The following is an 11697-nucleotide window of genomic DNA, read 5'->3' as shown; positions in this document are numbered from 1 at the left end:
CTTTCGGTCTTTTCTTTGCAAAAAAAAGAAAGCCCTCAAAAAGTGAGAGCTTTCCAGTTGCTTTATTTCGTTGAACCTTTTTCATCTACCCCATGTGGTAAAATGATCGTTTTTTGTTCAATTTCTTCTTTGTTCATCATTTTAGTTAACAAGCGCATTGCCACAGCACCGATGTCGTATAAAGGTTGAGTAACGGTCGTCAAGCGTGGACGAGCAACATCTGTTAACAATGAATCATTGCTAGTAATGATTTCAAAGTCTTCAGGAACCTTCATACCTTTATCAAGCAAACCATCCAATAGTCCAATAGCTAGTTCATCATCTGTCACATACGCTGCCGTTGCTCCACTGTTTAGTACACGATCTGTTAAAGCTAAACCTTCTTTAAAATTATAAGCTGCTTCGAAAACTAAGCCTTCGTTGTAAGAAAGTCCGTGATCAGCTAACGCTTCTTTATACCCCTTCATTCGTGCTTGACCATTAATCGGATCAATCAATGCCCCACTAATGAATGCAATTTTTTCATTGCCATGTTGTGCTAGAACTTCTACGGCATCTTTGGTTGCAGTACCGTAATCAATGTTCACACTACCAACTTGTTCATCCGGATCAATAGAACCAGCTAAAACGATTGGTGTCTTTGAACGAGAGAATTCAGCGCGGATTTCATCTGTGATATGATGCCCCATGAAGATTACGCCGTCTACTTGCTTAGCTAACAAGTTGTTTAACACGTTCACCTCTTTTAATGTTTCACCATCAGAGTTTGCTAAAATGATATTGTATTTGTACATTGTTGCAATATCATCAATTCCTCGTGCTAGTGATGCAAAGAACATGTTGCTCACGTCAGGAATGATCACTCCCACTGTTGTGGTTTTCTTACTTGCCAATCCACGTGCGACAGCATTCGGACGATAATCTAGACGATCGATAACCTCTAAGACTTTTTTTCGTGTGGTTGGTTTAACGTTAGGATTGCCATTAACTACTCGAGAAACGGTTGCCATTGAAACATTTGCTTCGCGAGCAACATCGTAAATTGTAATTGTTTGTTTTTCCATTTGATTTTTCTCCTATCTCTTTTCGTTTTCAGAAAATCTCATTTACATTTCCTAAAGATAATAGCACGTCTCTTGATCGATTGCAACCGTTTTACTCTAAATATTAAGACCTTAGTAAGCGTTTTCTAATTTTGTTTTGCAGAAATTCGGACAAGTGCTACAATAATTGTAAGCTTAAAACGAAAGAAGGATAACAATGAATCAAGAAAAAGTGTCAGAACTACGTAAATGGATGTCCGCAAATCAAGTCGACTTGGCTTATGTATCTGATCCTAGTCATATCGCCTATTTTTCTGGTTTTGACAGTAATCCAATGGAACGAATTTTAGCGCTTTTCATTCCTTTAGAAAAAGATCCCTTTTTATTTGCCCCTGGTTTAGAAGTTGAAGATGCCAAAGCTAGCGATTGGTCCTATGACGTTATCGGCTATTTAGATAGTGAAGATCCTTGGACAATCATTGTAGCAGAAATTAAGAAACGCTATGATATACCTAAAAAAATGGCGATTGAAAAAGGCCAATTAGTTTTAGATCGTTATCAACGTTTGGCAGAGACTTTCACCAGTACTGACTTCTCTGCTGACTTAACACCTTTAGTTCAGCAATTGCAATTGTATAAAACGCAAGAAGAGTGCCAACGCTTGGTTGAAGCTGGTGCTACGGCTGACTTAGCTTTTGAAATTGGCTTTAAACTAGTTAAAGCTGGCGCTACAGAAGAATCAATCGTAGCAGAAATTGAATACGAATTGAAAAAACAAGGTGTAAAAGAGATGTCTTTCCCAACTGAAGTCTTAGCTGGTCCTAATGCAGCTAGTCCACATGGATCACCAGGCAAAAACACAGTAAAAGAAAATGAGTTAGTTCTATTCGACCTCGGTACGATCGTTAATGGGTATTGCAGTGATGCTACTCGAACAGTTGCGTGCGGCAAACCAACTGATCACCAAAAGAAAATTTACGATATTGTTTTAGAGGCACAATTGAAAGCTCAAGAAGCTGTAAAACCAGGTATTACAGCAGCTGAATTAGATAAGATTGCTCGTGATGTCATCGATGGTTATGGATACGGCGAATACTTTAACCATCGACTAGGTCACGGAATTGGAACAACTATTCACGAATTCCCCTCAATTGTTGGCGGAAATGACATGGAGATTAAAGAAGGTATGTGTTTCTCAATCGAACCAGGAATCTATCTTCCAAATGACGTGGGTGTTCGAATTGAAGACTGTATCTTCGTCACAAAAGATGGTTGCATACCATTTACCAAAACGTCAAAAGAGTTAATCCTTCTATAATAAAAAAATGTCTTAACCCTATATAAAAAAGTTGCTCCTTTTAAAGGGGCAACTTTTTTTAAATCTATTGTTCAGGGTTGTTCTTTTCAACTTCTTCTTTAATTTCTTCTTTGATTTCTTCAAAAGTTTCAGGGTCTTTTAAATCCTCTGTTTGTATATTTATTTCCTGTGCACCTTCAGCTGCTGTATTTTGAGCATCCGCTTTAACCTCGTGAGCATCGATGACAATGTCTTCTGTTGTGTCTTCAACTACATCTTGAGCTTCATCAGCTGCTTTACGGAAGCGATCAGATAAATCTGAGCTTTGTTGCTTAAGATCATCAAACAGATCCGCATGAATATCGCCTAAATCTTCTACGGCATCTTCTGATTTCCCTTTGACTGAAGAAGCAAATTCAGTTGCCTGATTGGTTAAGTCAGCTGCTTTTTCTTTGACTACGGCACTCATTTCACTAGTTTTTTCGACGATATCTTCCGTATAATCAGAGGCTAGATCACGCCAATCGTCAGTTTTACTTGCTAATTCATTACGTAGTTCTTTTCCAGATTTAGGTGCTAATAGCAATGCAGTTGCTGCTGCAGCTGTTCCGCCAATTAAGACTCCTAATAAAAATCCGCCTTTTTTTCTTCCCATATTAATTCCTCCTATTATACGTTAGTTTGCTTACGATTCCTGAAAAACTTCATGGTTGATTCACCAACCTTGCCAGCAACTTTCACCTTAGCCGTATTTTTCCCAACAGTAGCTACTTTGCTGGTTAAATTACGACTGGCAAGATTCAAGTTTGAGACACTTTCACTTAAATCAGCTACGGCAGTAAACAATGGATCAATTGTTGCAACTTTCCCATTGACATCATTTAATAAATGATTGCTTTTGACTAACAATCCTTCCACTTGCTGCATTAGCAAGTCAACATCTTTTGTTAACACACTAATTGTTGTGTTAGCTTCTTTTACTGTGGTATCAACTTTTTCGACTGTTTTAGCCACTTGATTCAAGACTTTCACTAAAAAGATAACCAATACAACAAATGCTAAAGCTGCAATGAGGGCAGCAATACCTCCTAAGCTCATCCGAACACTCCCTTACTCATTTTCTGTCAAAAATCCTTTATTTTCTAACCTTTATTATACCATTCATCCTTCATTAAACAAAAGTTTATCCTTCAAAGATTATTGCTGATCCTTTACATTGATAAACAGTTATTTCAGTAAATTGAAAGGTATAGAAAAAACTTTGCAAACTTCCTCAACTTGAGGACACTAAATCTAAATTTCGACTAAACTGACTTTCAAGTTTTCCAAATCTTACTTATTGTCGACAAGGATGGGTTGATAAAGCAGATGCTGTTAACCTTATTGTAAAAGAAATATGTTTTTTACCAAAATAAAAACAGCAACTAAGATAAAGTGCCCCCTAAGTTAGATTTTTCGATCTAACGTAGAGAGCACTCAAAAGATTGCTGTTTTTACGAGTCTATTTCTTTGCTTCTTTTGGCTTGTTTCCTTCGATTTCTTTTCCAAGTTTGACAATGTAATCCGCTAGTTTGTCTTTGATCTCCGGATGAGTCAGCCCGTACTCAATACTAGTCGTCATGAAGCCAAATTTGTCTCCAACATCAGAACGCTTACCAGTAAATTCCTGAGCAAATACTCGCTGTGTCTTATTCAATGTATCAATCGCATCAGTCAATTGAATTTCGCCGCCAGCACCCGGTTTTTGCTTATCTAAGATAGAAAAAATTTCCGGTGTTAGCAAGTAGCGTCCAATAATCGCCAAGTCGCTAGGTGCTTCTTTGGGTGTTGGTTTCTCCACGAAGTTTTTGACATTGAACAAGCCTTTTTCAACTTCTTCACCTGGGTTGATAATACCATATTTGGATGTTTCCTCATGTGGAACACGCATCACAGCGATCGTAGAAGCATGCGTTTTTTCGTAGTCGTTCATCAATTGTTTCGTCAATGGAATCTTATCTTCCATTAAGTCGTCACCCAGCATAACCACAAAAGGCTCATTTCCGACAAAGGCCTTTGCTTGCAACACAGCATGACCTAACCCTTTCGGATGAGACTGACGAATAAAATGTAGGTTAACATCGGTTGTTTCTTCAACTAATGCTAATAAGTCCGTTTTCCCTTTTTCTTTTAAGTTCATTTCCAATTCAATATTCGCATCGAAATGATCTTCAATTGGTCGTTTGGCTTTTCCTGTAACAATTAAGATGTCTTCAATTCCAGATTTTAAAGCTTCTTCAACGATGAATTGTATCGTTGGCTTGTCCACGATTGGCAGCATTTCCTTTGCGATTGCTTTTGTAGCTGGTAAAAAACGAGTGCCTAAACCGGCTGCTGGTATCACAGCTTTTCTTACACGCATGTTACTTCCTCCAACTTCTTGATTATAATGTAAATTCATTTTCAAATGTCCCTGCCCGTAACATCAAATCAGTACAAGCTTGACGAACGTCCTTTCCTTCATAGAGTACCGAGTAAATCGTTTCAGTAATCGGCATCGGAACAGCCATTTTTACAGACAATTCTTTCGCCGCTTTGGTTGTTGCTACTCCTTCAACAATCATACCCATATTTTCTAATACTTCGTCTAAATTATGACCTTTGCCTAGTAAATTACCCGCCCGCCAATTTCGTGAATGAACCGAGGTACAAGTAACAATTAAATCACCAACGCCGCTCAAACCAATAAAGGTCAACGGATTGGCACCCATTGCCACACCTAAACGACTGATTTCAGCCAATCCTCGCGTCATAATGGCTGCTTTAGCATCATCTCCGTAAGAAAGTCCATGTAAAGCACCCGCACCGATCGCAATAATGTTTTTCAGGGCTGCCCCCATTTCTACACCTACTACGTCAGTGTTTGTATAAATACGCAGATATTCATTCATGAACAATTGCTGTACATATTTTGCTAAACCTTCATTGTCACTAGCTGCGGTGATCGTCGTAATATCATGTACCGCAACCTCTTCGGCATGGCTTGGTCCAGACAAGACAGCAATTCCTTGACGATTTTCTACCGAGATCTCTTCGGCTAAAATTTCTGAAATCCGTTTGTGACTTTCTTGCTCTAACCCTTTACTTGCGTGGATAATTACGGGTTTGCCTGTAACTAATTCATTGAATTCCTTAGCAACAATTCGTATTGCTTTAGTTGGTACTACGAAGAGAACCGCATCTACCCCATCAATCGCTTCTTTTAACTCTTTACATCCTTGAATACTATCAGGAATTTTTAAATCTGGCAGATAATGCCGATTGGTATGATAGGTATTGATCTCGTCAATTTGTGCTGGGTTATTTCCCCAGATTTTCACGTCATGACCATTTTCTGCCAATACTTTAGCTAAGGCGGTTCCCCAAGAACCCGGCCCTAGAACGGCAACTTTTTGTTTCACGGCTCGTTCCTCCTGTCTTTAATCCTAACATAAATTTAATTAATTGTCGTAAATTATACGATATATTGATTATTTCCTTGATTGCGTTTGTAGATTGGGACAGCTGGCTGCTTTTTCCGTCGTAAGAAAATAGCAATCAAAGCGCCCACAAACAACACCAAGGATAAGGCTTGTGAGACTCGCAAATTACCAAATAGATACAAGCTGTCGGTTCGCATTCCTTCAATAAAAAAACGAGCAAAGCTGTACCAGCCAACGTAGCTTAAGAAGATTTCACCTTGTTTAAAAATTGCCGTTTTCTTTCTCAAAAGCAGCAACAACACAAAACCTAACAAACACCACAGTGACTCATATAAAAAAGTGGGCTGGCGATAAGCACCCTCGATGTACATGTTATCAATGATAAACGCTGGAATATGCAATCCTTCCAAAAAACTGCGGGTCGTCTCCCCACCAAAAGCCTCATGGTTCATAAAATTCCCCCAGCGTCCCATTCCTTGAGCCAAGATTACACCTGGAGCACAGACATCCAGAAATAACCACGGATCAATAAAGTGGTAACGCGTGTAAAAGAATAAAACAATTACCGCAGCAATTAAGCCGCCGTAAATTGCCAAACCGCCGCTACGTGTGTTAAAAATTTGGATAGGATCAGCTAGGTAAGGCTCTAAATCAAATAAAACATAATACAAACGAGCACCGATAATTGCAATCGGTAATGCCCAAAGTAAATAATTAGTCATATCGTCTTCTTTTAACCCAACTCGAACCGCTTCTCGGGACGCTAACCATAAAGCAATTGCTATTCCTGAAACAATGATGATCGCGTACCAATAAATTTCCAACCCAAACACTTCAAAGGCAACCCGATTAACTTGGGCAATCATTCGTTTTGACCCGAGTTTTCATCAATTAACGCCGTTAAACGATTCTCAAACGTCTTAGTCGCATCGTAGCCCATGCTTTTCGCTCGGAAGTTCATCGCCGCTACTTCAATAATGATTGCGACGTTTCGTCCGGTTTTTACTGGGATTTTGATTTGAGGTACGTTTACTTCGGCAATTTCTACAGATGTATTGTCGCTACCCAAACGATCATACTTTTTATCTTTCGCCCAGTTTTCCAAATAGACAACTAATTGAACAGGCATTGAACCTCGAACTGCACTAGCTCCAAATAAGTCCATGACATCGATAATTCCGACACCGCGGATTTCGATTAAATGTTGTAAAATTTTCGGAGGTTCACCTACTAAAGTTAACTCATCTTGTTGGTAAACATCTACTCGATCATCCGCAATCAATCGATGGCCTCGCTTGACTAGTTCCAAAGCCGTTTCACTTTTCCCGATACCGCTATCACCTTGAATTAAGACACCTAACCCATATACATCAACCAAAACGCCGTGTACGCTGGTTCTTGGTGCCAAACTACCATTTAAGAAACTAGATATTTCACCTAATAATCGTGAAGTCGCAATTGGTGATCGCAAGACGGCAATCCCGTGTTCTTTCGCGGCTTGAATCATTTCTTCTGGTGGAGTTAGTCCTCGTGATACGATAAAGCCTGGTGTATCTTCGCTACACATTCTCCGCATAACCATTAAACGTTCTTCTGGTATCATGCGTTCTGCAAAGGTAATTTCTTTATTTCCAAATAGTTGCAAACGATCATGAGAATAGTAATTAAAATAGCCTGTCAATTCTAGACCTGGCCGTGAGATATCGCCAGTTACAATTAAACGTTCTAAGCTGGCTTCATCACCAGTTACTACTTCTAATGAAAGTGCTTCAACTAATTCTTTCACTTTAACTGTTTCAGACATTTGAGCCCCTCTTTCTTTCAGTTTCCGTTCTATTTTATCATTTATTGAAGAGGGTTACTAGGTTATGCCCTCTTTCTGAGACAAAAATAAAAAACCAGAAGATTAAGAAATCTTCTGGTTAGCGATCTGTATATTTATCAAGATAATGTTCGGAAACAATCACATTGACTACTGCCATTACAACAGCAACCAAGATAGCTGTCCCAAAGCTTGCAAAGCCGAAGCGGTAACTTCCCACAATGCTGGAAGTCAATTGTAACATACCAGCGCTGATCACAAAGCTGAATAGTCCAAAGGTCAATAAATTTAACGGTAAAGACAATAGTGTTAAGATTGGTTTTACCAAAGTATTGAGAATAGACAAGATAAAGCTTGCGAGAATAGCTACCCAAATATTTGCTACAAAAACATGTGCAGGAAATATCACGGACAATGAAATGAAAATCAATGTGTTAGCTACTACGCGCTGTAAGTAAGTCATTAGAAATCGCTCCAGTCATCATCGTCAACAGGTTCTGCTTGCTTGCGTTCTTTTGTTGTCTTCTTTTGGCTAGTATTGCGGCCGTAATAAGGATTGTTGTGCCCGTAAGAATTGGTCTTTGATCCAGCTGGAATTAACAAAGCTAAAACAATGTATAAAAGAACCGGTGATCCAAACAAGACAAAACTCAAGAAGACATAAAGGACACGAACAATGGTAGGATCAATGCCGAAGAATTCTGCGATTCCGGCTAAGGTACCTGTTAGTACCACGTTGCTCCTTGATTTTGTTAGTCTCTTTTGCATAGATAATCTTCCTTCCTATTATTCCTTATTTGTCAAAATCTTTCAAGAAAATGCTTCCAGTTGTTGTAGAAACATCAATTTGCGCCATCTCGTCATTGGTTCTTCTGAATTGCAGCAAGCGGTTGGTTTTTTCTTTTTTCTCACGAACCACTTCGTAGTCTGACAAGCGATGGTTAATATTTCCCAAGCTTGTTTTGGCAATTCCTTCCAAACCTAATTCTTTAGGCAAGGACACTTTAACATTTCCATTAACTGAACTTGCTTTAATTTTTTTCAAGGTAGTATGTCCAACAGTTAATTTCACATCTCCGTTGATTAATGATACACCATAGTTTTGAACAGTTGCTCTTGAAGAAATCGTACCGTTCACAGTTTCAATAATTGAATCCAAGATTTTTCCATCGCGGATTTCAATGTTTCCGTTAACACCTTGAATTTCCAACATAGTCGCATTAATTTGTTTGAATACAATGTTACCATTAGTTGACTTAGCATAAACATCTTTTGCATCCATTTCTTCGATCACCAAATTACCATTTAGTAATTTAACTGCTACGTGATCGTAGGTGCGTTTTGGTAAGTAGAAAACTAATTCTGCATTCACTCGTTTGTTCGGTACTTGGAATGTGATATGTTCGTCATCCACTTCAATTTGGCTACGTTCCATAAAGGACTGTAACGGTGTAGCTTCACTCATCTTGCCATAAAGCTTGATTTTGGCATCTACTTTAATGTCTTCTTCGTCCCAAGACTTAAAGGTCACTTTCCCATTGGCTAATTTTACATCAATTAGCGTTGGTTGAACACCACTATATAAAAATTGATGCTCGAATTTAGTCGTCGCAACTCCAGGAACTTTAACATTAATGTCTTTCCAGTCAACATTTTCTTCTACAGTTTCAGAAACTGTTTTAATCGCTTTTTTCATAAACTTGCCAAACTGCATACCAGCTTCGCCTAACTTCTCACCAACTTGATTGAAGGTTTCAGAAGCTTGTTCTTTCAAATCGTCAGGAATTTCAAAATTCACGTAAGGCCGTTTAGTTCTGCTTTCTTGATCTTCACGAATCGAATCTAACGCATCTTTTTGTTCCATTTCTTGATTTTCTAAACGGATAAGCTGTTCTTCCCAAACTTTAATTTCAGCCTCTACTCGTTCACGAATTGCTTCGTCTTCTTCAGATAATGCGTCCAACTCTTCTTTGGTATTCAATTCCATCAATACTTCTTTTTTCTCACGAATATCTGCTTTGACTTCTTGCTTTTCACGATTAATTGCGTCGATTTTAGCAGAAATCTGGTTCGCTTCAGTTGCTAATTCATCAAAGTAAGCTTCCAAATCCTCTAAGTCTTCCAGCTCATCATCTGCATCTGACTTTTCGTGTGTATCATTTTCCCAGTCGTCTGTTGAGTTCGCTGCTTGATCCCGATGGTACGAATTAACCTTATCGGCATCTTGTTCAATTTGTGCTTCATCTTTGGCTTTTGCCATGCTTTCCAATAAATCTAAACCTTCTTCAGTTGAGATGATTCCTTTTTTCACTAATTCTAAAACTCTTTGTCTTTCATTCATAAAAAATTGCCTCCTTCAGCAATCAAACGTTTTTGGTTACTTATCTTATGTACCTATTATGCAATGTTTTTTGTGATTTGTCATAGGACTAAAGGCTTATCTTTTTCTCCAACTAAAGAGACCTTTTCAAAAAAATAGCCGCAAATCCGCTACAACTACTGAAAGTGTAACGAATTCGAGGCTATTTGTCATGATAGACGGTCATTTAAAAATAATTATTTAGCAAAAAGTCATAAAATATTCTTGCTTTTTTTAACTTACTTCACTGGTAGCAACCTCATCAGCATCCTTCATACTTAGCACACGATCACGTTTAGCTAAACGCTTAAAGAACGCAATAGATACTAAAGCAGCAATTGTTTCTGCAATAATGAAGGAGATCCAAATACCATTTAATCCCCAAATTTTACTTAAGACCCAAGCCAATGGCATCGTAATACAGAATTGGCGTAATAAAAAGACAACCAGCGATTCTTTCCCTTTGCCCATTGACTGGAACAAGGTTGGCAGAATAAAACCAAAAGTAGCAGGAATAAAACTGATTGAAATAATCCGCATTGCCGGAACACCAATTACCAGCATATCCTCGGAAGCATTAAACAACTGAAGCAGTTGAACTGGGAAAATTTGAAAAAGAAGTACACCCGCTATCAAAATACCCATTGCTGCAACAACGCACATCCTCAGGCAATGCAATAATCGTGCAGGATCTTTTCTTCCATAATTATACCCCATGATTGGCATAGCACCTTGGGTTAGCCCACTGACAGGCATGAAGACAAACGTCTGCAGCTTGTAGTAAACACCGTATAGCGAAACGGCAGTTGTTGAAAAAGAGATCAAAATTGCATTCAAGCCCATTACTAAAAATGAACCTAATGCATTCATACAAGTATTGGGAATGCCAATAAATAGAATCTGCTTAATAGTTTCGAAATTGTATTTAAATTCTCGCAGCTTTAGGGTCACTTCCTGGTTCTTCTTTAATAGGAAATAAAACGATAATAACATGCAGATAAATTGAGCAGTTACTGTCGCAATCGCTGCTCCAGCTACCCCTAATGCTGGAAAGCCGAACCAACCGAAAATCATAATTGGGTCTAACACAATGTTGGTAACCGCACCAACTACTTGAATCATCATCGGTATATTCATTTGTCCAGTAGACTGGAAAATCTTTTCTATTAATATATAGTAAAAACTCGTGAAACTGAAATAAACCACAATATACATATAGCTGGCTGCATCAGCCAATATCGCTGTATCATTAGTGAACATTTGCAAGAATCGTTGTGTCCCAACTAAACCAAATAGACAAAAAACAGCTGAAGCTAATGTTGCTAACAGCATTCCGTGAGCAACTGTGCTATTGGCTTCTTGATGGTTCTGTTCGCCAAGTTTTCGTGAAATGTAAGAATTCACTCCAACTCCTATCCCTACAGAAACGGATATAATTAGACTTTGGATAGGGAAGACAATGGATACTGCTGTTAATGCTCCCTCACTTATTTGCGCCACATACATACTATCAACAATATTATAAAGTGATTGAATCAGCATAGAGACCATTGGCGGCAGTGCCATCCCGAATAACAGCGACGGCATTGGCTTTTCAGCCATTTTGTTCATTTTCATTTTTTACCTCTTTCTGGCAGAAAAAGCCCGCTCTTACTATTTTAAGTCGTGAAAATAGCAAAAGACGGGCTTTAATAAGCATTATTCTATTATCGTTA

Annotated in this window: 12 protein-coding genes; 1 reads left to right on the top strand and 11 read right to left on the bottom strand. The window is 38.5% G+C overall.

Going from position 1 to position 11697, the window contains the following annotated elements; genetic code table 11:
* Positions 1-62: 62 nt before the first annotated feature.
* Entirely contained in the window at positions 63-1064 is a 1002-nt protein-coding gene (gene ccpA / locus IGI42_RS13875; RefSeq protein ID WP_438716454.1) for a catabolite control protein A, read from the bottom strand.
* A 196-nt stretch (positions 1065-1260) separates the two neighbouring features.
* Here ccpA and IGI42_RS13870 point away from each other — a divergent pair, with 196 nt between their 5' ends.
* Positions 1261-2361, top strand: a complete 1101-nt coding sequence (locus IGI42_RS13870; protein WP_438716453.1) for a M24 family metallopeptidase — start codon at positions 1261-1263, stop codon at positions 2359-2361.
* A 64-nt stretch (positions 2362-2425) separates the two neighbouring features.
* Here IGI42_RS13870 and IGI42_RS13865 read toward each other — a convergent pair whose 3' ends face one another.
* The 10 genes from IGI42_RS13865 to IGI42_RS13820 form a co-directional block, all read right to left on the bottom strand.
* Positions 2426-2995, bottom strand: a complete 570-nt coding sequence (locus IGI42_RS13865; RefSeq protein ID WP_438716452.1) for a YtxH domain-containing protein — start codon at positions 2993-2995, stop codon at positions 2426-2428.
* Positions 2996-3009: 14 nt separating this feature from the next.
* Positions 3010-3438 carry a DUF948 domain-containing protein gene (locus IGI42_RS13860; protein ID WP_438716451.1) on the bottom strand — a complete coding sequence of 143 codons (429 nt, stop codon included), beginning with the start codon at positions 3436-3438 and terminating at the stop codon, positions 3010-3012.
* A 403-nt stretch (positions 3439-3841) separates the two neighbouring features.
* The gene (gene galU, locus IGI42_RS13855) at positions 3842-4741 is read right to left on the bottom strand and encodes a UTP--glucose-1-phosphate uridylyltransferase GalU (protein WP_438716450.1); all 900 of its coding nucleotides are present in this window, start codon (positions 4739-4741) and stop codon (positions 3842-3844) included.
* Between the two features lie 22 nt (positions 4742-4763).
* The gene (locus IGI42_RS13850) at positions 4764-5780 is read right to left on the bottom strand and encodes an NAD(P)H-dependent glycerol-3-phosphate dehydrogenase (protein ID WP_438716449.1); all 1017 of its coding nucleotides are present in this window, start codon (positions 5778-5780) and stop codon (positions 4764-4766) included.
* Between the two features lie 53 nt (positions 5781-5833).
* A complete protein-coding gene (gene lgt, locus IGI42_RS13845) occupies positions 5834-6667 on the bottom strand; it encodes a prolipoprotein diacylglyceryl transferase (protein ID WP_438716448.1) in 834 nt (277 codons plus the stop codon).
* The gene (gene hprK, locus IGI42_RS13840; protein ID WP_438716447.1) at positions 6664-7605 is read right to left on the bottom strand and encodes an HPr(Ser) kinase/phosphatase; all 942 of its coding nucleotides are present in this window, start codon (positions 7603-7605) and stop codon (positions 6664-6666) included. The genes lgt and hprK overlap by 4 nt, the downstream gene beginning before the upstream one ends.
* A 118-nt stretch (positions 7606-7723) precedes the next feature.
* Positions 7724-8086 carry a phage holin family protein gene (locus IGI42_RS13835; RefSeq protein ID WP_438716446.1) on the bottom strand — a complete coding sequence of 121 codons (363 nt, stop codon included), beginning with the start codon at positions 8084-8086 and terminating at the stop codon, positions 7724-7726.
* Positions 8086-8391, bottom strand: a complete 306-nt coding sequence (locus IGI42_RS13830; RefSeq protein ID WP_438716445.1) for a PspC domain-containing protein — start codon at positions 8389-8391, stop codon at positions 8086-8088. Before IGI42_RS13830 ends, IGI42_RS13835 begins: the two co-directional genes overlap by 1 nt.
* 25 nt (positions 8392-8416) lie before the next feature.
* On the bottom strand, positions 8417-9964 hold the full coding sequence (liaX, locus tag IGI42_RS13825) for a daptomycin-sensing surface protein LiaX (RefSeq protein ID WP_438716444.1): 1548 nt from the start codon (positions 9962-9964) through the stop codon (positions 8417-8419).
* Between the two features lie 252 nt (positions 9965-10216).
* Positions 10217-11599 carry an MATE family efflux transporter gene (locus tag IGI42_RS13820; protein WP_438716443.1) on the bottom strand — a complete coding sequence of 461 codons (1383 nt, stop codon included), beginning with the start codon at positions 11597-11599 and terminating at the stop codon, positions 10217-10219.
* Positions 11600-11697 lie beyond the last annotated feature (98 nt).

This window comes from Enterococcus sp. AZ109 (assembly GCF_051714625.1).
In the GTDB taxonomy this organism is placed as follows: Bacteria; Bacillota; Bacilli; order Lactobacillales; family Enterococcaceae; genus Enterococcus_A.
The sequence above is the reverse complement of the archived record's forward strand: the minus strand, read 5'-3'. Positions and strand labels throughout refer to the sequence as shown.

Coding starts and splice junctions, on each gene's coding strand:
- IGI42_RS13860 (WP_438716451.1), bottom strand. CDS start 3,438: ATGAGCTTAGGAGGTATTGCTGCCCTCATTGCAGCTTTAGCATTTGTT.
- galU (WP_438716450.1), bottom strand. CDS start 4,741: ATGCGTGTAAGAAAAGCTGTGATACCAGCAGCCGGTTTAGGCACTCGT.
- ccpA (WP_438716454.1), bottom strand. CDS start 1,064: ATGGAAAAACAAACAATTACAATTTACGATGTTGCTCGCGAAGCAAAT.
- IGI42_RS13830 (WP_438716445.1), bottom strand. CDS start 8,391: ATGCAAAAGAGACTAACAAAATCAAGGAGCAACGTGGTACTAACAGGT.
- hprK (WP_438716447.1), bottom strand. CDS start 7,605: ATGTCTGAAACAGTTAAAGTGAAAGAATTAGTTGAAGCACTTTCATTA.
- IGI42_RS13865 (WP_438716452.1), bottom strand. CDS start 2,995: ATGGGAAGAAAAAAAGGCGGATTTTTATTAGGAGTCTTAATTGGCGGA.
- liaX (WP_438716444.1), bottom strand. CDS start 9,964: ATGAATGAAAGACAAAGAGTTTTAGAATTAGTGAAAAAAGGAATCATC.
- lgt (WP_438716448.1), bottom strand. CDS start 6,667: ATGATTGCCCAAGTTAATCGGGTTGCCTTTGAAGTGTTTGGGTTGGAA.
- IGI42_RS13870 (WP_438716453.1), top strand. CDS start 1,261: ATGAATCAAGAAAAAGTGTCAGAACTACGTAAATGGATGTCCGCAAAT.
- IGI42_RS13820 (WP_438716443.1), bottom strand. CDS start 11,599: ATGAAAATGAACAAAATGGCTGAAAAGCCAATGCCGTCGCTGTTATTC.
- IGI42_RS13835 (WP_438716446.1), bottom strand. CDS start 8,086: ATGACTTACTTACAGCGCGTAGTAGCTAACACATTGATTTTCATTTCA.